This is a genomic window from Geodermatophilus sp. SYSU D00758 (assembly GCF_054049955.1).
Window position 1 is genome coordinate 317,184 of the sequence record NZ_JBJGYK010000001.1, and the last position, 19,460, is coordinate 336,643.

22 protein-coding genes are annotated in these 19,460 nt (G+C 76.4%); 11 read left to right on the top strand and 11 right to left on the bottom strand.

The genetic code is table 11. The features are described from left to right. Positions 1 to 1,152 carry an acyl-CoA dehydrogenase family protein gene (locus ACI8AC_RS01605; protein ID WP_456894530.1) on the top strand — a complete coding sequence of 384 codons (1,152 nt, stop codon included), beginning with the start codon at positions 1 to 3 and terminating at the stop codon, positions 1,150 to 1,152. Positions 1,153 to 1,155: 3 nt separating this feature from the next. On the opposite strand, the gene ACI8AC_RS01610 is transcribed toward ACI8AC_RS01605, so the two are convergent. The 6 genes from ACI8AC_RS01610 to ACI8AC_RS01635 form a co-directional block, all read right to left on the bottom strand. Further along, the gene (locus ACI8AC_RS01610; RefSeq protein ID WP_456894532.1) at positions 1,156 to 1,827 is read right to left on the bottom strand and encodes a haloacid dehalogenase type II; all 672 of its coding nucleotides are present in this window, start codon (positions 1,825 to 1,827) and stop codon (positions 1,156 to 1,158) included. Then, positions 1,824 to 2,663, bottom strand: a complete 840-nt coding sequence (locus ACI8AC_RS01615; protein WP_456894534.1) for an alpha/beta fold hydrolase — start codon at positions 2,661 to 2,663, stop codon at positions 1,824 to 1,826. Before ACI8AC_RS01615 ends, ACI8AC_RS01610 begins: the two co-directional genes overlap by 4 nt. Beyond that, the gene (locus ACI8AC_RS01620) at positions 2,660 to 3,202 is read right to left on the bottom strand and encodes a vitamin K epoxide reductase family protein (RefSeq protein WP_456894536.1); all 543 of its coding nucleotides are present in this window, start codon (positions 3,200 to 3,202) and stop codon (positions 2,660 to 2,662) included. Before ACI8AC_RS01620 ends, ACI8AC_RS01615 begins: the two co-directional genes overlap by 4 nt. A gap of 337 nt (positions 3,203 to 3,539) precedes the next feature. Then, on the bottom strand, positions 3,540 to 3,794 hold the full coding sequence (locus ACI8AC_RS01625; protein WP_456894665.1) for an OsmC family protein: 255 nt from the start codon (positions 3,792 to 3,794) through the stop codon (positions 3,540 to 3,542). Further along, a complete protein-coding gene (locus ACI8AC_RS01630; protein ID WP_456894538.1) occupies positions 3,795 to 3,995 on the bottom strand; it encodes a hypothetical protein in 201 nt (66 codons plus the stop codon). Positions 3,996 to 4,300: 305 nt separating this feature from the next. Next, entirely contained in the window at positions 4,301 to 5,524 is a 1,224-nt protein-coding gene (locus ACI8AC_RS01635; protein ID WP_456894540.1) for an AI-2E family transporter, read from the bottom strand. A gap of 199 nt (positions 5,525 to 5,723) precedes the next feature. Here ACI8AC_RS01635 and ACI8AC_RS01640 point away from each other — a divergent pair, with 199 nt between their 5' ends. Continuing rightward, a complete protein-coding gene (locus ACI8AC_RS01640; protein WP_456894542.1) occupies positions 5,724 to 6,371 on the top strand; it encodes a DUF427 domain-containing protein in 648 nt (215 codons plus the stop codon). Positions 6,372 to 6,414: 43 nt separating this feature from the next. Here the strand turns inward: ACI8AC_RS01640 and ACI8AC_RS01645 are convergent, their stop codons facing one another. The 5 genes from ACI8AC_RS01645 to ACI8AC_RS01665 form a co-directional block, all read right to left on the bottom strand. Continuing rightward, entirely contained in the window at positions 6,415 to 6,672 is a 258-nt protein-coding gene (locus ACI8AC_RS01645; RefSeq protein ID WP_456894544.1) for a metal-sensitive transcriptional regulator, read from the bottom strand. Between the two features lie 86 nt (positions 6,673 to 6,758). After that, positions 6,759 to 7,649 carry a sulfite exporter TauE/SafE family protein gene (locus ACI8AC_RS01650; RefSeq protein WP_456894546.1) on the bottom strand — a complete coding sequence of 297 codons (891 nt, stop codon included), beginning with the start codon at positions 7,647 to 7,649 and terminating at the stop codon, positions 6,759 to 6,761. Then, the gene (locus ACI8AC_RS01655) at positions 7,646 to 8,224 is read right to left on the bottom strand and encodes a rhodanese-like domain-containing protein (RefSeq protein WP_456894548.1); all 579 of its coding nucleotides are present in this window, start codon (positions 8,222 to 8,224) and stop codon (positions 7,646 to 7,648) included. Before ACI8AC_RS01655 ends, ACI8AC_RS01650 begins: the two co-directional genes overlap by 4 nt. Beyond that, positions 8,221 to 9,603 carry an MBL fold metallo-hydrolase gene (locus ACI8AC_RS01660; RefSeq protein WP_456894550.1) on the bottom strand — a complete coding sequence of 461 codons (1,383 nt, stop codon included), beginning with the start codon at positions 9,601 to 9,603 and terminating at the stop codon, positions 8,221 to 8,223. The genes ACI8AC_RS01655 and ACI8AC_RS01660 overlap by 4 nt, the downstream gene beginning before the upstream one ends. A gap of 192 nt (positions 9,604 to 9,795) precedes the next feature. Beyond that, the gene (locus ACI8AC_RS01665; RefSeq protein ID WP_456894552.1) at positions 9,796 to 10,203 is read right to left on the bottom strand and encodes a four-helix bundle copper-binding protein; all 408 of its coding nucleotides are present in this window, start codon (positions 10,201 to 10,203) and stop codon (positions 9,796 to 9,798) included. A 117-nt stretch (positions 10,204 to 10,320) separates the two neighbouring features. Here ACI8AC_RS01665 and ACI8AC_RS01670 point away from each other — a divergent pair, with 117 nt between their 5' ends. The 9 genes from ACI8AC_RS01670 (at position 10,321) to ACI8AC_RS01710 (ending at position 19,447) form a co-directional block, all read left to right on the top strand. Continuing rightward, positions 10,321 to 10,704 carry an ArsR/SmtB family transcription factor gene (locus tag ACI8AC_RS01670; protein ID WP_456894554.1) on the top strand — a complete coding sequence of 128 codons (384 nt, stop codon included), beginning with the start codon at positions 10,321 to 10,323 and terminating at the stop codon, positions 10,702 to 10,704. 228 nt (positions 10,705 to 10,932) lie between these two features. Beyond that, entirely contained in the window at positions 10,933 to 11,268 is a 336-nt protein-coding gene (locus ACI8AC_RS01675; protein ID WP_456894556.1) for an NADH-quinone oxidoreductase subunit A, read from the top strand. After that, a complete protein-coding gene (locus ACI8AC_RS01680; protein ID WP_456894558.1) occupies positions 11,259 to 12,608 on the top strand; it encodes a hypothetical protein in 1,350 nt (449 codons plus the stop codon). The genes ACI8AC_RS01675 and ACI8AC_RS01680 overlap by 10 nt, the downstream gene beginning before the upstream one ends. After that, positions 12,601 to 13,539 (top strand): NADH-quinone oxidoreductase subunit H, encoded by a 939-nt coding sequence (locus ACI8AC_RS01685; RefSeq protein ID WP_456894560.1) that lies wholly within the window; start codon positions 12,601 to 12,603, stop codon positions 13,537 to 13,539. Before ACI8AC_RS01680 ends, ACI8AC_RS01685 begins: the two co-directional genes overlap by 8 nt. Before the next feature lie 10 nt (positions 13,540 to 13,549). After that, a complete protein-coding gene (locus tag ACI8AC_RS01690) occupies positions 13,550 to 14,131 on the top strand; it encodes an NADH-quinone oxidoreductase subunit J (RefSeq protein ID WP_456894562.1) in 582 nt (193 codons plus the stop codon). Then, positions 14,128 to 14,445, top strand: a complete 318-nt coding sequence (locus tag ACI8AC_RS01695) for an NADH-quinone oxidoreductase subunit NuoK (RefSeq protein ID WP_199522214.1) — start codon at positions 14,128 to 14,130, stop codon at positions 14,443 to 14,445. Before ACI8AC_RS01690 ends, ACI8AC_RS01695 begins: the two co-directional genes overlap by 4 nt. Before the next feature lie 25 nt (positions 14,446 to 14,470). Next, a complete protein-coding gene (locus tag ACI8AC_RS01700) occupies positions 14,471 to 16,411 on the top strand; it encodes a proton-conducting transporter transmembrane domain-containing protein (RefSeq protein ID WP_456894564.1) in 1,941 nt (646 codons plus the stop codon). A 4-nt stretch (positions 16,412 to 16,415) separates the two neighbouring features. Continuing rightward, on the top strand, positions 16,416 to 17,993 hold the full coding sequence (locus ACI8AC_RS01705) for a complex I subunit 4 family protein (protein ID WP_456894566.1): 1,578 nt from the start codon (positions 16,416 to 16,418) through the stop codon (positions 17,991 to 17,993). Then, positions 17,990 to 19,447 carry an NADH-quinone oxidoreductase subunit N gene (locus tag ACI8AC_RS01710; protein WP_456894568.1) on the top strand — a complete coding sequence of 486 codons (1,458 nt, stop codon included), beginning with the start codon at positions 17,990 to 17,992 and terminating at the stop codon, positions 19,445 to 19,447. The genes ACI8AC_RS01705 and ACI8AC_RS01710 overlap by 4 nt, the downstream gene beginning before the upstream one ends. Positions 19,448 to 19,460 lie beyond the last annotated feature (13 nt).

Sequence of the window (19,460 nt, forward strand, 5' to 3'; positions counted from 1 at the left end):
GTGAGTAGCACTGGGCTGTACGCGCTGACCGAGGAGCACGACGAGATCCGGGCGGCGGTCCGCGAGATCGCCGAGAAGGAGATCGCCCCGCACGCCGCCGAGGTGGACGCCGAGTCCCGCTACCCGATCGAGGCCCAGAAGGCCCTGACGGCGGCCGGGTTCCACGCCACGCACATCCCCGAGGCCTACGGTGGGGAGGGCGCCGACCCGATCGCGACCTGCATCGTCATCGAGGAGGTCGCCCGCGTCGACGTCTCGGCCTCGCTGATCCCGGCGGTGAACAAGCTCGGGTCGATGCCGATCATCCTGTCGGCCTCGGAGGAGCTCAAGCAGAAGGTGCTTCCGTCGATCGCCTCGGGGGAGGCGATGATCAGCTACGGGCTCTCCGAGCGGGAGGCCGGCTCGGACGCCGCAGCGATGAGGACCCGCGCCCGGCTCGAGGGCGACTCCTGGGTGCTCAACGGCACCAAGGCCTGGATCACCAACTCCGGCGTCTCCGAGTGGTACACGGTCATGGCCGTCACCGATCCGGAGAAGGGGGCGAACGGCATCTCCGCGTTCGTCGTGCACGAGGACGACCCGGGCTTCGCCGTCGGCCCCAAGGAACGCAAGATGGGCATCAAGGGCTCGCCCACCTGCGAGCTGTACTTCACCGACTGCACCATCCCGGCCGACCGCGTCATCGGCGAGCCCGGCACCGGCTTCAAGACCGCGCTGCGCACGCTGGACTTCACCCGGCCGACCATCGGCGCCCAGGCCGTCGGCATCGCGCAGGGCGCACTCGACGCCGCCGTGGAGTACACCCGGGAGCGCCGGCAGTTCGGCAAGGCGGTCAGCGACTTCCAGGGCGTGCAGTTCATGCTCGCCGACATGGCCATGCAGATCGAGGCCGCCCGGCACCTGGTGTACGTCGCCGCCGCCCGCGGCGAGAACGGCGGCCCGGACCTCGGCCGGCTCTGCGCGGCGGCCAAGGCCTTCGCCTCCGACGTCGCGATGAAGGTGACCACGGACGCCGTCCAGCTCTTCGGCGGGGCGGGCTACACGCAGGACTTCCCGGTCGAGCGGATGATGCGCGACGCCAAGATCACCCAGATCTACGAGGGCACCAACCAGATCCAGCGCATGGTGATCGCACGGAGCCTGCTGAAGTAGTCGTCAGCCGAGCCGACCCGCGAGGTCGGTCAGGCCGCCGGCGCGCAGCGTCGGCGGCCTGAAGGACTGCGGGTAGGGGCTCCCGGCGCGGTCGATCCACGCGGTGGTCAGCCCGGCGCGGGCGGCCCCGTCGATGTCCCAGGGGTGCACGGCGACCAGCAGCATGTCCGCGGGGTCGGTGCCGCAGGTGCGGGCGGCGTACTGGTAGGCGGCGCGGGCCGGCTTCCAGGCCCCGGCGTCCTCGACCGACAGCAGGGCCTCGAACTCCTCCCGGATGCCGGCGCCGGTGAGCAGCCGCTCCGACACCTGGGTCGAGCCGTTGGTGAGGGTGACCAGGCGCCGCCCCGACGCGCGGAGGGCCCGGATCCCGTCGGGCACGTCCGGGTGCACGGTGAGCTCGCCGAAGCCGCCCATGACGTGTTCGACGGCCGCGTCGGTGCCCCGGTCGAGGTCGACGCCGTGCAGCACCGTCCGCAGCGCGTCGGCACCGAGTTCGGCGAAGGGCCGGGAGTCGCCGGCGGCGGTGAGGGCGAACCCGTCGCGCAGCAGGGTGGCGAACCACAGCTTCGCCAGGTGGCCGGGTGCGCCGACGTCGGCGAACCGGTGCGCCATCGGGCTCATGTCGGAGAGGGTCTCGTTGACGTCGAAGACGATCACGGACGGCGAGGCGGTCATCGGGTGCTCCTCGAGGACGGTGCGTCGAGCAGCTCGTCGACGGCGGCGGCGACGACCTCGGGGTGGTCCTCGGGGGTGAAGTGCCGGCCGCCGGGGATGGGCTGCAGGGGGGTGCCGAGGTCGGCGGCCAGGCGGCCGTGGTCGACCTCCTGGGAGCGATCGGCCTCGCCCCGGACGACCCGGGCGGGCAGGCCGAGGGTGGGCAGCCGGTCGGCGACGGCGAGGGTGTCCTCGACCGGCAGGGCACGGACCTGGCGCACCAGGCCGCGGGCGGCGCCGTGGGTGACGTAGCGCTGCCAGTGCACGCCGATGGACTCCAGGGCCCGCGCCCGGTCGTCGTGCCCGCGGTGGATCAGCTGGACGAAGGACGGGTAGAGGGCGGTCTCCGGCAGGTGGCGCAGCACCGGTGCGGCGCGCTGCACGGCCTTGACGCTGGGGATGGGCCAGGAGTCGTAGCAGACGGCGTTGGTCAGCACGAGCCCGGGGAACCGGTCCGGCGCGCGGACGGCGGCGATCTGCGCGACCCCGCCGCCGAGGTCGTGACACACGAGCACCGGCGTCTCGACGCCGAGGTGGTCGAGCCAGCGCAGCAGCCGGTCGGCCTGGGCGGCCAGGCCGAGATCGCGACCCTCGCCGTCCGGGATGGAGCTGCCGTAGCCGCGCATCTCCAGCGCCAGGCTGCGGCCGTGCACCAGCGGCAGCACGTGCCGCCACAGCCGCGGCGAGGTCGGGATGCCGTGCACGAGCACCACCGGGGGCCCGTCGCCGTGCTGGAGCCAGCGGACCGGCTCGCCGTCCAGCCGGTCCTCGTGCAGGTGCCCGCCGGGCCAGGTCACGCCCGGCTCCGCAGGCGGCGGAGGGCGGACCGGGCCTCGGGGACCGCGAGCGGCAGGGTGGCCACCTGCGCCAGGGCCGCGACGGTGCACCAGGAGCAGACCCTGCGGTGCCTGGTGACCTGCTCGGCGAACAGGTAGAGACCGCCCCCGGCGTCGGCGGCCGTCTTGGCCGCCAGCGCGAGCGGCAGCCACGGTCGGGTGCGCGCGCGGTCCCGGTCGCCCATCCCGGCCAGCACGAGCGTGACGCCGGCGCTGAGCAGCCCGAGGGCGGCGTCGGGGGTCCGCAGCTCCTGGTAGGCCTCGCCGGCCGCGTCCACCGCGTCGGCACCGAGGAAGGGCAGCGGTGGCTCGGGGACCCGGCGGATGATCCCGAACTGGTAGAGCCCGACGACCCCGAGGGCGGCCGAGGCCAGGGACGTCAGCCCCGCGACCCGGCGCCGCTGCTCCAGGAAGTCCCCGGTGCCGCGGCGCAGGTCGTCGCTGACCCGTTCCGCGGCCGCCGAGCTCCGCCGGCCGATCCCGCCGGACCCCGGTCGCACCGAGGCCGCCGGCGGGCCGGCCGGGCGCGGTCGTGTCGCTGTTCGTCGCACGGCGCCCCCTCCCCGTCCACTCGTCACCGGTGCCATGCCCGTCCGGTGGCCGGATGACTCCCCGGCGGCGCGCGGTTCCCCCCGGCGTCCGACGTCGACGCGGACGCCCGGGTGCGCCGGTGGCCACCGCCCACCGTCCTCGGCGGCACCTGCACCGCCGCTCGAGGACCCCGGGCGGCAGGGCCTGGCCGAGCTGGGCCACGGGCTGGCCCGGCTCCTGACGACGGCCTGCGGCGGGTGCGCAACCGCTGGTCCCGCGCCCGCCCGCGCGTGCCGCCCGAGGCGTTCAGCCCAGCTCGGTGGTGATCTCGATGGCTCCCCGGAGGCTGCGCGCCACCGGGCAGCCGTCCGCATGGACGGCCAGCACCCGCTGCACCTTCTCGGCGTCCTCCTCGGCGAACGCCAGGCCCGTGTAGGTGACCCTGATCCGCTTGATGACGAGGACCTTGCCCTCCAGCTCGACCTCGCCCCGCGCGTGCCCCACCAGACCGGTGGGGTCGATCCGCCGGGCCGCCAGGGCCCCGGCGAACGTCCCGGTCAGCTAACCGGCCGCGGCGCCGATGACGTGGTCGATCGTGCTGGCGTGGTCCGGGAACTCACCCGGCTTCCTGCCGTAGTGCTCCGCGACCGCGCCGTGCATGCCGTACACGACCGGTTCGTCCTCCCCGGGCAGGTGTGCCGCGCGCAGCGGGCCACCGAGCCGCTCGACGCGGACCTCGCAGACGTACGCCACCTCGCTCATCGGTCCTCCTCGCGCACCGGGGGTCTACCCCCACGGTTCGCCTCGTCCTGCGGTCGGGATCGGCAGCCGACACCCCGGTCGCTCCGGTCCTACCCGCACGTCCTCCCGTCGACTCACCGCCGCTGCCCGGGCAGCGGGCCTCCGGACGGCAGAGCCACTCGACCGTCGTCCGCAGGGCCCGTCCGGGCCGAGGGCCGGTGTCCGCGCGGGGGACGCACAGGGTTCCTCGCATCTGACGGCGGCACCGGCCGTCGCCGGAGGAGCTCGGTGCACCCGTCCTGCGGCCCGCGCGTGGCGCACCGGTATCAGCGAGGGGGGGCGGCGGCCGGCGGGCCCCCGGCCTCGCCAGGGGAGCCGGCCGCGTCGTCCGGGTCGTCCGGCGCCGTCCGGCGCACCTCCCGGCGCCAGCCCTGCACCGCGGCCGCGAGCACGCCGGCGACCGGCACCGCGACGAACAACCCCAGCAGCCCGAACGCCGAGGCGGCCCCGGTCGTCAGCAGCAGGACGACGAGGGGGTGGAAGCTGATCGCGCGGGACAGCAGCAGCGGCGCCAGCAGGTTGCCCTCGATCTGCTGCACCAGGATGACGAGGAGCAGGGCCCACAGCGCCGTCACCCAGCCGCTGGTGACCCCGGCGACCGCCACCGCCACCGCGCCCGCGATCGTCGCCCCCACCAGCGGCACGTAGCCGAGCAGGAAGGTCAGCGCGCCGATCGGCAGGGCCAGCGGGACGTCGAGCAGCCACAGGCCGGCGCCGATGAGGACGCCGTCGATGAAGCCGGTGGCGGTGGCCGCGTAGAACCAGGCGCCGGCCGTGCGCAGGCCGGAGCGGAAGGCGGCGTCGGTCGGGGCGCGGTACTCCACGGGGAGGGCCCGGACGAACTGCCGCCAGAGCCGGTCGCCGCTGGTGAGCGCGAAGAGGGTGAAGAACACCGCGATCAGCAGGACGGTGGCGACGTTGCCGACCGCGTTGAGCCCCGAGGCCGCGGCGCCGCCGAGGCCGCTCATCGCGGTGCCCACCGACGACTCGAGCTGGTCGAGGACCTGGTCCAGCCCGGCGTTGTCCAGGTCCTCGGTCCGCTCCTGCACCCAGGCGGTGACCGAGTCCACCGCCTCGGTGCCCGCAGCGACCAGGCCGGACCACGCCCCGATCAGCTGGAACACGAGGAAGACCAGGACGCTGACGAAGAAGGCCAGGTAGGCGACGACGCAGAGGATCGCGGCCAGCACGGCCGGGACGCCGTGCTGCCGCAGCCAGCGGGCGATCGGCCACAGCATCGCGACCTGGGCCACCCCGAGCATCGCCGCGGCCGCGACGAACTGGACCTGGAGCAGGAGCCAGATCGCCCCCACGGCCGCCACGCCGATGACCAGCGCACGCCCGGCGATCGTCGCCTCGCGCTGCAGCAGCGTCAGCCGACCGGCCGTCGGCGGTGGGGTCGCGGGCCGGGCCCCGTGCACGTACGCCCGGACGGGGCCGCGCCGGGGTGCGGGGCCGTCGCCGGCCGCGCCCGGTGCCGGCTCCGCCATGCCCTGCCTCCCTCAGCTCGCGCCGGGGTGCGCCTCCCGCCCGGGTCGGCCGCACCTCGTGGACGCCCATCCTGGCCCCTCGGCCGGTCCGGTGACCGGCGGACGCGCGCGGTCCGTGCGCCCGCACGGTCGGGTCGCCGGGGTAGGGCGGAACGCCGGCGTCCGGGCCGGGGTACCGGGACCCGCCTACCGTCGGTGCATGTCGCTCACCCTCGGCACCGGACCGCGCGCCCGGCCCTCCACCGGCCGGCTCAACGCCGACCTGTGGTCGGTCGCGCCCGGCCTGCTGAGCCCGAGAGCGACCCGCACCACCTGCCCGTTCAAGGGCGCGGCGAGCCACTGGCACCTCGAGGTCGACGGCTCCCGGGTGGAGGACGCCGCGTGGTCCTACCCCGACCCGGTGGACGGCTGCCCGCCGGTGGCGGGGCTGGTCTCCTTCCACCTCGGGGGGCTGGACACCTGGTACGTCGAGGACGAGGAGCTGCTGGGACACCCCCGGGACCCGTTCCACCGGGTCGACGCCCGCCGCTCCTCGCGGCACGTGGTGGTGCGGGTCGGCGGCGAGGTGGTGGCCGACGCGCGGGCGCCGGTCGCGGTGTTCGAGACCGGCCTGCTGACGCGCTGGTACGTGCCCGAGGACGACGTGCACGACGGCGTCCTCACCCCCAGCGGCACCACCACGGTGTGCCCCTACAAGGGGGCGGCCACCTACGAGCACGTCGCCGTCGACGGACGGCGGTACCCCGACGTCGCCTGGTGCTACCGGGAGCCGCTGCTCGAGGCGCTGCCCGTCGCCGGCCACCGGTCGTTCGACGGCGAGGGCGTGGGGGTCGAGGTCACGACCTGACGGAGGACCTCGCCCTCGCGGGTCCGCGGTGGGGGCCGCACTGTCAGGCCAGGGAGAGGAACAGCTTCTCCAGGCGGGCGCGGTCGACGCCGTTCTCCGAGGTGATGCACTGCTCGAGCCCGGTGGCGATGATCGCGAAGCCGGCCTTGTCCAGCGCCCGGGAGACGGCCGCGAGCTGGGTGACGACGTCCTCGCAGTCCCGCCCGGACTCCATCATGCGGATCACGCCGGCGAGCTGGCCCTCCGCGCGCCGCAGTCGCTTGATGACGTCGCCGACGACCTGGGCGTTCTCCAGCTGCATGGACTCATCCTCCCTCGGCGGGCACACACCCGGGCCGGTACAGAACCCGTGCAGCACCGCGGGACGACGCGTCATTCCCGCCCCGCTCAGGCCGGTGCCGCGGTGCGCGGTCCGCGGCTGCCGGCGTGCCGCAGCGGGCAGCGCGGGACGAGAACCGAGCACGCGCCCAGCGCGGCCGCGAGGCCGGCCAGCACGAGCACTCCCGGGACGCGCAGATCGGCCGGGGCCTGCTGCACGAGCACGAAGGCGCCCATCGCCAGGACGAACCAGCCGAAGGCCTCGCGCAGGGCGTCGGCGGGGATGCGGCCGACCAGCCGGGCCCCGACCAGGCTGCCGGCGACGGCGGCCGCCGTGACCGCGCCGGTGAGCGCCCAGTCGATCGGCACGGTGGTCAGGTAGCCGGCCAGGCCGGCGAAGGACTTCATCGCGATGACCAGCAGCGACGTGCCGACGGCCACGCCCATCGGCAGCCCGCCCAGGAGGGCCAGCGCGGGGACGACGAGGAAGCCGCCGCCCGCACCGACCAGCCCGGTGACCAGGCCGACCACGACTCCCTCCGCCAGGACCGGCAGCACCGGCAGCTCGGCGCGCGCCCTCGAGGGGGCGACCGCCCTGCGCCCGCGGATCATGGCGAACGCGGTGGCGATCATCATGAGCGCGAAGGCGACGAGGAGCACGGTGCCGGGCAGGTGCCCGCCGATGAACCCGCCGGCGAACGCGCCGGCCATGCCGGCCAGCCCGAAGAGCAGGCCGGTGCGCCAGCGCACCCGGCCGGCCCGGGCGTGGCCGACGACGCTGACCGCCGCGGTGACACCGACGACCACGAGGGAGGCGGCGATCGCCTCCTTGGCGTCCATGCCGGCCACGTAGACCAGCAGCGGGACCATCAGGATCGACCCGCCGCCGCCGAGCAGCCCGAGGGCCAGCCCGACGACGACGGCCAGCGTCACCGTGACGGCGAGCAGCACGACGATCACCGCTCCCTGATCAGCCGGTCCGGCGCCGAGCCGGGGGACCGGGCGCCGCGCCGGTTCCACGGCATGCGGGCCAGCAGCGCCCCCAGCACGCAGGTGTCGGTCAGCGCGGCGACGATCAGGCCGCCACCCACGAGGCCGGACAGCCACGAGGCCCTCGGCGCCACCGTGCCGGCGAGGAGGCCGGCGAGGACGAGGGCACCCGCAGCCAGGCGCACCTGGCGCTCCGGCTCCCAGCTCGGCCGGCCGCGGTGCACGTCGCCACCGGTCGCCTCCCAGCCGGTGAGACCGCCGTGCAGCACGGCGGCCCGGTCGTGCCCGGCCGCGGCGAGCGCGTCCTGCGCCTGACCGGCGCGGGCGCCGGACCGGCACACGAGGACGACGTCGTGGTGGTCGCCGAGCGCGCGGCAGACCTGGTCCAGGGAGCCGCGCAGCTCGTCGAGGGGGACGTTGACCGCCCCGGGGATGTGGCCGGCCTCGAACTCGACGGGGGTCCGGACGTCGATCAGCGTCGGGGCCGGGCCGGTGCCGTCGCCGAGGCGCTCGGCGAGGGTCGGGGCGTCGACGGTGCGGGTCATGCGTGCTCCTCGGGGGTCTTTCCGGTCAGGGGGAGGCCGGCGGGGCCGGCGTTGTCGAAGGAGTCGTCGATGGCGACGACGTCGACGCCGTGTGCGTCGAGCAGGGCGGCGACGACGCCGGCGCGGTAGCCCCCGGCGCAGTGCACCCAGACCTCGCCGTCCGGGACCTCGTCGAGGCGGTGCAGCACCTCGTGGATCGGGATGTGGGTCGAGCCCTCGAGGTGCGCCTCGGCGCGTTCGGTGTCGCGGCGGACGTCGAGGACGGCGGTGCGCGGGTCGCGGCGCAGCTGCGCGGCGAGGTCGGCGAAGGTCGCCGTCCGGTAGCTCGCCAGCGGCTCCCCGCCGGACCAGTCCTCGGGCCGTCCGGTGGCCATCGCGGCCGGCCGGTCGATGCCGACGCGGACCAGCTCGCGCTGGGCCTCGGCGACGTCCTCTGCGGTCTCGCCGAGGAGCGTGACCGGCGTGCCCCACGGCAGCAGCCAGGCCAGGTAGGTGACGAACTGCCCGTCCAGACCGAAGTTCACCGAGCCGGCCAGGTGCCCGGCCGCGAAGGCGGTGCGGGTGCGCAGGTCGACGACCCACTCGCCGGCCTCGATGCGGCGGCGCAGTTCGGCGGGGTCGGCCACCGCCGGCGGGGAGAGGTCCACGTCGGCCGGGCCGGCGGTGTTGAGCGGCGCCATGTGGGCGTAGTACGCCGGGTAGGCGTCCAGGCCTGCCAGCAGGTCGGCGACGTAGCGTTCCTCGTCCTGGGTGAGCGCCGCGTTGGCCAGCTTCTCCTGGCCGATGGTGCTCGCGGTCCCGCCGGACCGGGTGGCGGAGCAGAAGCTGCCGAAGCCGTGCGTCGGGTAGACCGCGGTGGCGTCGGGCAGCTCGGTGGCCAACCGGCGGGCGGAGTGCCACTGCGCGTGGGCCAGCGCCTCGGTGGAGTCCGGCCCCAGCAGGTCGGGACGGCCGGTGGAGCCGTGGAGCAGCGACCCGCCGGTGAAGACGGCCACCGGCTCCTCCCCGTCGGAGAGCGCGTAGGACAGGTGGGTGTGGGTGTGGCCGGGGGTGAGCAGCACCCGCACCCGCATCCGCGCCCCGACCTCGACGACGTCGCCGTCGCGCAGCCCGACCCGGTCGAAGGAGACCGGGTCGTCGGCGTTGAGGAGGTACTGGGCGCCGGTCGCGCGGGCCAGCTCGTACCCACCCGTCACGTAGTCGTTGTGGACGTGGGACTCGAACACGTGGGTGATCCGCACCCCGGCGGCCCGCGCCAGGGCCAGCACCCGGTCGGAGTCGCGCTGCGGGTCTACCACGAGGGCGACCTCGCCGTCGTGTGCCAGGTAGGTGCGGTCACCGAGTCCCGGCGTGTCCAGGGGTTCGACGGTGATCGTCATCGGGGCTCCTCTCGAGCCGTTCCTGCCGAACGGCGTCGACTGCGTCTTCATACCCAGGGGGGTATGTGTCGACCAACGGTAGCACCGCCCGGACCGTTCCCCCGGGGTATGGCGGCGGTACTGGTCGGACGAGGGCCTGGGGTGCCCGGCGGGGGCGCGGGTGGGCCGCGTCCCCGCCGGGCGGCGGCCGCGTCAGCCCAGCGAGTCGATCAGCTCACGGCAGGCCTGCTCGCAGCGCCGGCAGGACTCCGCGCAGATGCGGCAGTGCTCGTGCATGGAGGCGTGCTCGCCGCACTCGTCGCCGCAGGCGCGGCAGGCGGCGGCGCAGGCCTCGAGCACCGCGCGGGTGAGGGCGGCGTCGTGGCCGGTCCGCCGCGACAGCACCCGGCCGGTCGCCTCGCAGACGTCCGCGCAGTCGAGATTGGTGCGGATGCAGGTCCTGAGCTCCGCGACCGACTCCTCGCCCAGGCATGCGTCGGCGCAGGCCGTGCACGCCTGCGCGCACTCGAGGCAGGCGTCGATGCAGGCGCGGAGCCTCTCGCGGTCGACCCCGCCGAGGTCCTGGGGGTGGGTCTCGAGCATCTGCCCTGTCACGGTCATGGGCACCTCCTGGGTCGCTCGGCGCCGGGCGGCTCGGCTGCCGCCCGGGGCGATCGCCGAGGCTCCCGCGATACCCGGAGGTCGGTCCGGGTATGAGGGCGCCGGAGGTGTTCGCCGATGACGGGGTCCGCCCCGCACGCCCACCCGGTCGACCCCGGTCGCGTCGCCCACGCGCGCGCGAGGGTGCCCGACCGGGACGGGGTCGCGCGGCTCACCGGCGTGCTGAGCCTGCTGGCGGACCCCACCCGGGCGCGGGTCCTCTGCGCGCTCGACGTCGTCGAGGAGCTGTGCGTCGGCGACCTCGCCCTGGCGCTGGAGGTCAACGAGGACGCGGTCGGGTACGCGCTGCGGGTGCTGCGGGCGGCCGGGCTGGTCGTCAACCGCCGGCAGGGGCGCGTCGTCTTCTACCGCCTCGCCGACGGCTTCCCCGAACCGCTGCGCGACCAGTTCCTGCGTCGGCTCGCCCCGCTCGCGGGCGCGCCCGACGCCGGGAGCGGGTGACCGCCGCCCGTCCTCCGGCGGCGGGCGGGCACGGGCAGGGCTACCGTCGCGACATCCGCACGGTCGTCCGGGTGTTCCGGGGTGGTACCACCCGCGCGGGCCGGATGACGACTCGGTGACATGTGCCGGGCCGGGGGTCGGGTCCTCCCGCGGGGGTAGGACGGCCCCGTCCCGCCCGGCCGCTCCGGTCGGGGACGGCCGGAGGGCGCCCGGGACGAGGAGGAGCCGGTGATCGCGCTGCTGAGCCTGCTCGGCGTCGCCGCCGCGCTGGTCGTCACCCTCTACGGAGCCTCCCGGGTGCTCACCGCGCCGGTGGCGCGCGTGCTGCCCTACGAGTCGGGGATGCTGCCGCAGCAGCACGCCGTCTCCCGGTACCACGCCCGCTGGTACGCCGTGACCATCCTCTTCCTGGCCTTCGACATGGAGATGGTGTTCATGTACCCGTGGGCCGTGGTCGTCGCCGAGATGGGCGCGACCGCGGTGGTGGAGATGTTCGGCTTCCTCCTGGTGCTGCTGGTCGGCGTCGTCTACGTCTGGCGCGAGGGGGCCCTGCGGTGGACCTGACCGCCCGGCTGCGTGCCTGGGCCCTGGCCCGACCGCGGGTGCTGGTCGTCGACCCGCCGGGCAGCGATTCGCTGCGCTGGGCCGTCGAGGAGGAACTCGACCGGCGCGGGTGGCCGCGGGCCGCGGTGCCGGCGGAGACCGACGTCCTGCTCGTGCTCGGCGAGCCGGGACCCGGGCTGGCCGCGGCGGTCGACGTGCTCTGGACCCAGGTGCCGGCCCCCCGCCACCGGGCCCGGCTGACCGCCGGTTTCGAGGTCGCCGCCGCGCTCGACGCCGGGCGCGCCGCGCTGCTCGCCGGCGGCGACGCCGACCGGCCCGATCCGGAGGCGCTGCTCGGTGGCGGCGAGGAGCACGGGGACGAGGAGTCCGGAGCGGACGACGGCTCCGACCAGGGCGACGCCCCGGACGCCGGCGACGACGCCCGTGACGACCCCGGCGACGACTCCGGGCAGGACGAGGCGTCGCCGCACGAGGACGCCGGCGAGGGCGGAATGGATCACGGGGGCATGGACCACGGGGGCATGGACCACGGGGGCATGGACCACGGGGGCATGGACGACGGGGGCATGGACGACGGGGGCATGGACGACGGGGGCATGGACGACGGGGGCATGGACGACGGGGGCATGGACGACGGGGGCATGGACGACGGGGGCATGGACGACGGGGGCATGGACCACGGGGGCATGGACCACGGGGGCATGGACCACGGGGGCATGGACCACGGGGGCATGGAGATCGCCGGCCTGCCGATGGCGCAGACCGGGCCCGACCGGGACGGCCTCGAGCTCGACGTCCTGTCGGTGAACCTGGGTCCGGTGCTGCCCGCCTGGCCGACCGGGCTGGTCCTGCGCGCCGAGGTCCAGGGCGACGTGGTCACCGGCGCCGAGCTGTCCTGGACCGACGACCCGGCCCCGGCCGCGGACCCCGAGCCGCAGCGGCTGGCGCTGGACCGGCTGGCCCGCCTCCTGGAGGTCGCCGGCTGGTCGGCGGCCGCGCGCGACGCCCGGCGGGCGCGTGACGGGCTCGGCTCGGCGGACCCCGACCGCGTGGTCGCGGCCGGCGCCCTCGCCGCGGCGCTGACCCGGCGGGTGCGCCGCTCGCGCACCCTCGCCTGGTCGCTGCGCGGTGCCGGCCGGCCGGCGGACGAGCCGGGCGACGGGGTGCTCGACCTGGTGCGGGACTGGTGCGCCGCGGCCACCGGCGACGCGCCACCGCCCGCCGGGGCACCGCTCGACGAGCTCGCCGGCCGCCTGGAGGGCGCGGAGCTGGGCAGCGCGCGGCTGCTCGTGGCCGCGCGGGCGCCGGCTCCCGTCCCGGTGGGGGCCGACCGTGGGTGAGACCGCGACCCTCGCCGACGCCTGGGGTGCGGTCCCCGCGGCCCTCGTGGTCGTGGCGGTCGCGCTGGCCCTGGGCTGGGCGGTCACCGCAACCGACCGCGCCGTGCTCGCCGGCGGCGTCCCGGTGCGCGGGCCCGGGCGCGACGCCGCCCGCCTGCTGCTCGAGCAGCGGCGCACGACCCCGGCCCCGGACCGGCTGCTCTGGCGGCTGGGCTGCGCCGGCGTGGCGGTGCTCGCGCTGGCGTCGTGGGCCGTCGTCCCCCTGGGCTCGCGGACCCTGTGGTCGACCAGCGCCGACCTGGTCTGGTTCAACGCCGCCGAGGCCGTGCTGTGGGCCGCGGTCTGGCTGGTCGGCTGGGGCCCCAACGCCTTCGCCGCGCTGACCGGCGGGTACCGGTTCCTCGCGCAGGGGCTGGCCTACGAGCTGCCGCTGATGTTCGCGCTCATCACCGCGGGGCTGGCGGCCGGTTCCCTGCGCACCACCGACGTCGTCGCCGCCCAGGCCGGCCTCTGGTTCGTGGTCACCATGCCGGTGGCCTTCGTCGTCTTCCTGGCCGCCGCCGCGGCCTTCGCCTTCTGGGGCCCGTTCGACGCGCCGGCGGGCACGGACGTCGCCGGTGGGGTCACCTCCGAGCTGTCGGGTGTCGACCGGCTGCTGGTCTCCGCCGGACGGGCGGTGTTCCTGGGTGCCGCGGCCGCGATGGGCGTCGCCCTCTTCCTCGGCGGGGGAGCGGGGCCCTGGCTCCCGGGGCCGGTCTGGCAGCTGGTCAAGACCCTCGCCGTCGTGGCGCTGCTGGTCTGGGCCGGGCGGCGGCTGCCGCTGCTGCGCCCCGACCGGGCCGTCGAGGTGGCCTGGGTGGTCGTGATCCCCGTCGTCCTGCTGCAGGCGCTGGTCGTCGCGGTGCTCGTGCTGGCCGGGTTCTACGGGTGAGGGAGGAGTCGTGCTGACCGCATCGACCGGGTGGCTGCTGGCCGCCGCCGCGGTGCTCGGGGTGCTCTCGGTGGCCTCCGGGGTCGCGGTCTTCGTCGTGGACTCGATGGCCCGGGCCACCTTCGCGCTGCTGGGCTCGTTCCTGGCCGTCGCCGGGGTGCTGCTCGCCCTCGACCTGGCCTACCTGGCGGTGGTGACCGCGCTGATGATGACGATCGAGATGGCGATCATGGCCGTCTTCATGATCGCGTTCATGATGAACCCGGCCGGCCTCATGCCGATGACGATGGTGCACAACACCACGGGGTCGGCGGTGGTCGGCGCGGGGGCGTTCGTCGTGCTGACCGCCGGGACCTGGCTGGTCGACTGGCCGGTGCGGCGGACGGCGGTACCCGCGGACCCCACCCGCCAGCTCGGCGAGGCCCTCATGGGCAGCCACATGCTCGTCATGCTGGGGATCGGCGTCGCGCTGTTCGCCACGATCCTGGCCGGCACGGTCCTGGCCACCGCCCGCGGGCGCTACGACCGCTTCGGCCCCGACCTCACCGCCCGCCGGCCCGCCGACCCCGTGCGCGGGGGGCTGCCCCGGTGAGCGCGGAGGTGGTGCTCCAGGTGGTGCTGACCGTCGCCGCCGGCCTGGTGGGGGTCGGGCTGTTCGGCGCCCTCTCCCAGCAGACGGTGGTCATGGTCATGATGGGCCTCGAGCTGGTCCTGAACGGCGTGCTGCTGGCCGGGGGCGCGGCCTGGTACTTCCTCGCCCCCGGGCTTCCCGACGCCCAGGTGCTGGTCGTCGTCGTGCTCGTGGTCATGGCCGTGGAGATGGCCATGGGCTTCGCGGTCACGATCGCGCTGTACCGGTCGCGGCAGGTCGAGATGATCGACATGGCCGCGGACCTCCGCGGGTGACGGGCACGGCCGCGGGGCTGCGCGGGTGAGCGCCGCCGTCCTGGCCGCGCTGACGGGGCTGCCCACCGTCGCCGGTGCCGCGCTGCTGCTCTGCGGACGGCGGGCCGACCGGGCCGCCGCGCCGGTGGCCGTGGCGGTGACCGCGGCGACCCTGGTGCTGGCCGCCGCGGCCGCGGTGGGCCGGCCGGAGCTGTCCGCCCCGTTCCTCACCACCGTCGAGGGCGGGGACCTGCGGCTGGTCGTCGACGGGCTGTCGGCCGTCCTCGTCGTCCTGGTGGCGGCGGTCGCCCTGCCGGTCGCGGTCTTCGCCGCCGCCGACCTGCCCCGCGACACCGCCCGGGCCCGCTTCGCCGGCTTCCTGCTGCTGTTCGTCGCCGCCATGCTGGTCACGGTCACCGCCGTCACGCTGCCGGCGCTGCTCCTGGCGTGGGAGGTCATGGGGGCGACGTCCTACGCGCTGATCGGCTTCCGCTGGGACCAGCCGGGCAAGCTCGCGGCCGGCACCCGGGCCTTCCTGACCACGCGCGCCGCCGACCTGGGTCTCTACGTCGCCGCCGGGGCGGCCCTGGCGGCGACCGGCAGCCTGGCGCTGCCCGACCTCCGCGCCGCCGACGGCGGCTGGGCCGACCTGGCCGCGGCCGGCGTCCTGGTGGCCGCGCTCGGCAAGTCCGCGCAGCTGCCGTTCTCGGCCTGGCTGTCCAGCGCCATGCAGGGACCGAGCCCGGTGAGCGCCCTCCTGCACTCGGCCACCATGGTCGCCGCCGGCGGCTACCTGCTGCTGCGGCTGCACCCGCTGCTGGCCGGGACCGGCTGGGCGGCGACCGCGGCCGCCTGGGCCGGCGCGCTCACCGCGCTCGTGCTCGGGCTGGTCGCGCTGGCGCAGACCGACGTCAAGCAGCTGCTGGCGGCCAGCACCGCCGCCCAGATCGGCTTCGTGGTGCTCGCCGCCGGGGCCGGCGCGACCGCCGGCGGCACCGCCCAGCTGGTCGCGCACGCCGCGGTCAAGGCAGCCCTGTTCGTCGCCGCCGGGGCGTGGCTGACCGCCCTGGGCACGCGGGAGCTGGCGGGGCTGCGCGGCGCCGCGCGCCGCTACCCGGGGGTCGGCGCCGCGGCGACGGTGGCCGCGCTCGCGCTGGCCGGGGTCCCGCCGCTGTCGCTGTGGGCGAGCAAGGACGAGGTCCTGGCCGGGGTGGAGAGCACCGCGCTGCACGCGGTGGGCCTGGCCGCGGCGGTGGTGGCCGCCGGCTACTCCGGCCGGCTGCTGGCCGTGGTGCTCGCCCGGCCCGGCGGGGAGGAGGCCTTCGACGGCGAGGAGCCGGGGACCCGCCGCGTGCCCGCGGCCACGACCGCGGTCGCCGCCGCGCTCGCCGTGCCCGCCGCCGGGCTGGGGGTGCTCGCGCTGCCGGCGGTCGCCGAGGCGCTGCGCCGGGTGCTCGGCGCCGAGGGGGAGCCCGCCCCGACGCTGGGCGCGCTCGTCCTGTCGGGTGCGCTGGCCGTCGCCGCGCTCGCCGGCACCGTCCTGGTCGTGCGGGCGCGCCCCGGGCTGGTCCGCGCCGCCGAGCGCGGCCCGCTGCACCGCTGGGCCGGGCTGGGTCGGCTGCTCACCCCCCGGCCGGGCCTGGCGCTGGCCCGGGCGCTGGCCGTGGCCGACGACCGCGGCCTCGACCGGGTGGTGCACGCGGCGGCCGGGGGTGTCCGCCGGCTGGCCGCGGCGGTCGCCCGGGCCGACGACGGCGTCCTGGACCGGGCGGTCGCCGGGGTCGCCGGGGCGACCCGCCGGGCGGCCGACGGCTCCGCCCGCGCCGACGGCGGCCTGGTCGACGGCGCCGTCCGCGCCACCGCCCGGGCGGTGCGGCGGGCCGGGACGGCCGCCCGCCGCCCGCAGACCGGCCTGCTGCACCAGTACTACGCCCAGGCCGCCGCCGGCCTGGCCGTCCTGCTCCTCCTGCTGCTCGTCGCGAGGTGACCCGGTGCTCCTGACCGTCGTGATCTTCCTGCCGCTGGCCGTGGCGGCCGTGCTCGCCGCCGCCCGCGGCCTGCCCGGCCGGACGGCGAGCGCGGTGTGGGTGGCGGCCTCGGCCGCCGATCTTGCGCTCATCGCCTGGCTGTGGTGGCGGTTCGAGCCGGGCACCGGTGCCTCCGGCGTCGTGGACGGGTTCGCCTCCGAGGTCGACCTGCGGTGGATCCCGACCGTCGACGCGGGCTACCACGTCGGCGCCGACGGGCTGTCGCTGCCGCTCATGGCGCTCACCGGCGTGCTGTTCCTGGCCTGCGCGGTCTACTCGCTGCGGGAGACCGACCGGCCGCGCACCTACGCGGCGCTGTTCCTCTTCCTCCAGACCGCCTGCCTGGGGACCTTCGCCGCGCTGGACCTCATCCTGTTCTTCGTCTTCTTCGACCTGACCATCGTGGGGATGTACTTCGTCATCGCCGGGTGGGGGCACGGCGACGCCCGGCGCAGCGCGCTGAAGTTCTTCCTCTACACCTTCGTCGGGTCGCTGGCCCTGCTGGTCGGCTTCATCGGCCTGTTCCTCGGCAGCGAACCGCGGACCTTCGACATGGTGGCGCTGGCCGCCGACCCGCCGCTGGCCGGATCCCCCGTGGCCGCCGGCCTCGTGCTGCTCGCGATCGGGCTGGGCCTGGCGGTGAAGACCCCGCTGTTCCCGTTCCACACCTGGCTGCCCGACGCGCACACCGACGCCCCCGCCACCGGGTCGGCCGTCCTCGCCGGGGTGCTGCTCAAGCTCGGCACCTACGGCTTCGTGCGGATCGCCATGCCGATCCTCCCGGAGGCCTGGCAGCGCTGGGCCACCGTCGCCGTGGTGCTCGGCGTGGTCAGCGTCCTGTGGGGCGCGCTGGTCGCCCTGGCGCAGACCGACGTGAAGCGGATGATCGCCTACACCTCGGTCAACCACATGGGCTACGTGCTGCTCGGCCTGGGCGCCGCCGGCATGGTGGCCGCCGCCGACGAGGGGGCGCGTGCGGTGGCCACCGTGGGGGCGGTCTACCAGATGGTCAGCCACGGCCTGCTCACCGGCGCGCTCTTCCTGCTGGCCGGCGTGCTGTGGTCGCGCGGGCACACCTACGCCTTCGACCGCTGGGGCGGGCTGGGCCGACCGGCTCCGCTGTTCGCCGCGGCGCTCGCGGTCGCCGCGTTCGGCTCGCTCGGGCTGCCGGGGCTGTCCGGGTTCGTCGCCGAGTTCCAGGTCTTCACCGGCGCCCTGGAGGCGGTGCCGGTCGCGGCGGTGGTCGCCGTCCTCGGCATCCTGGTCACCGCCGGGCTGTTCCTGCTCGCGCTGCAGCGGCTGCTCACCGGGGAGACCACCGCGCCGTCGCCCGGCGGAGGGCCGGGACCGGCCGGCGGGGGCGAGGGTGCCACCGCCGTGCGGGAGCGCACCGCGGTGCGGGTGGCCGACCTGCGCGCGCCCGAGCTCGTCGCGATCGTGCCGCTGCTGGCGCTCTCGGTCGTCCTCGGGCTGCTCCCGTGGGTGCTGCTCGACGTCATCGCGCCGGCCGCCGCCGCGGTGGTGGAGCTGGTGGGCCGGTGAGCGGCGGCGACGAGCAGTGGGGCGCCCTCCTGCCGGAGGGCCTGCTCCTGCTGGGCGCCGTCGCCGGGCTGCTCGTCGGGCTGTGGACCCCGCAGCAGCGCCAGGCCCGGGTGCGCTGGGTGGTCACGGCGGCCTGCCTGGCGGCGGCCGCGGTGGCGGCCGTGCGGCTGCCCGGCCCCGACGAGCGGGTCTTCGACGGCGTGTGGGTGGTCGACACCACCACCGGGGTGGTCCGGGTGGTCGTCGCCCTCGCCGTCCCGGTGCTGGTGTGGCTGGCCGTGCCGACGCTGGCCGGCCACCCGCGGGAGACCGAGGCCTGGGTGCTCATGGTGCTCGGCGGCCTGGGCGCGGTCACCCTGGCCGGGGCGGGGGACCTGCTGCTGCTCGTCGCGGGCTACCTGCTGGCCAGCGTGCCGCTCTACGCGCTCGCGGGCTTCGCGAAGGACGCGCCCGGCGTCGAGGCGGCGATGAAGTACTACCTCTTCGGCGCCTTCTCCGGGGTCCTCCTGCTGCTCGGCGTGGCCGGCCTGGTGCTGGCCGGCGGGGCCGGCGGCTACGAGCAGCTGGCCCGGGCGCTGCCGGGCGCCTCGCCGGCGCTGGTGGCCGTCGGCGTGCTCGGCGTGCTCGCCGGCGTCGGGTTCAAGGCCGGCGCCGTCCCGGTGCACTTCTGGGTGCCGGACGTGGCGGCGGGGACGCCGCCGGCCGTCGCGGCCTACCTGACCACCGTGCCCAAGGTCGGCGCGGTGGCGGCGGCCTACCGCCTGGTCGACGAGCCGCTGGCCGGGGCGCCGGTCGACGTCCCGCTGGTGGTGGCGGTCGTCGCCGCGGCGAGCATGACCCTGGGCAACCTGGCCGCCTTCGCCCAGACCCACCTGCTGCGGCTGCTCGCCTACTCGACGATCAGCCAGGTCGGCTACCTGTTCATGGTGGTGGCCGTCGCCGGGCGCTCCGCCCTCGCCCCGGGTGCCCTGGCGGTCTACCTGGCCGGCTACGCGGTCACGAACGTCGGCGCCTTCGCAGCGGTGGCGGCGGCCCCGGCGGCGCGCACCATCACCGACTGGACGGCCGCCGTGGGGCGGCACCGGTGGCTGGTGGTCAGCCTCGTGGTGTGCCTGCTCGGCCTGGTCGGGACCCCGCCGACGGCGGTGTTCGTCGGCAAGCTCGCGGTCTTCGCGGCGGCCTGGGACGGCGGCCTGGTCTGGCTGGTGGTGCTCGCGGCGGTGAACACCGTGGCCAGCCTCTTCTACTACCTGCGCTGGTTCGCCCCCGCCTTCGCCGGCGTCGCGGCGGCACCCGGGGCGGGGGAGCCCGCTCCGGGCGGCGGGCCCCGGACCGCCGCCGGCACCGCCCAGCTGCTGCGGCCGGGCCTGCCCGTGGGGGTGCTGCACGCCGCGGCTGCCGGGTCACTGGCCCTGGGGCTGGCCGCCGGCGGCTGGATCGCCGTGGCGGCGTAGCCGTACCGGGCGC

Coding starts and splice junctions, on each gene's coding strand:
- ACI8AC_RS01610 (WP_456894532.1), bottom strand. CDS start 1,827: ATGACCGCCTCGCCGTCCGTGATCGTCTTCGACGTCAACGAGACCCTC.
- ACI8AC_RS01630 (WP_456894538.1), bottom strand. CDS start 3,995: ATGAGCGAGGTGGCGTACGTCTGCGAGGTCCGCGTCGAGCGGCTCGGT.
- ACI8AC_RS01635 (WP_456894540.1), bottom strand. CDS start 5,524: ATGGCGGAGCCGGCACCGGGCGCGGCCGGCGACGGCCCCGCACCCCGG.
- ACI8AC_RS01640 (WP_456894542.1), top strand. CDS start 5,724: ATGTCGCTCACCCTCGGCACCGGACCGCGCGCCCGGCCCTCCACCGGC.
- ACI8AC_RS01645 (WP_456894544.1), bottom strand. CDS start 6,672: ATGCAGCTGGAGAACGCCCAGGTCGTCGGCGACGTCATCAAGCGACTG.
- ACI8AC_RS01655 (WP_456894548.1), bottom strand. CDS start 8,224: ATGACCCGCACCGTCGACGCCCCGACCCTCGCCGAGCGCCTCGGCGAC.
- ACI8AC_RS01660 (WP_456894550.1), bottom strand. CDS start 9,603: ATGACGATCACCGTCGAACCCCTGGACACGCCGGGACTCGGTGACCGC.
- ACI8AC_RS01665 (WP_456894552.1), bottom strand. CDS start 10,203: ATGACCGTGACAGGGCAGATGCTCGAGACCCACCCCCAGGACCTCGGC.
- ACI8AC_RS01670 (WP_456894554.1), top strand. CDS start 10,321: ATGACGGGGTCCGCCCCGCACGCCCACCCGGTCGACCCCGGTCGCGTC.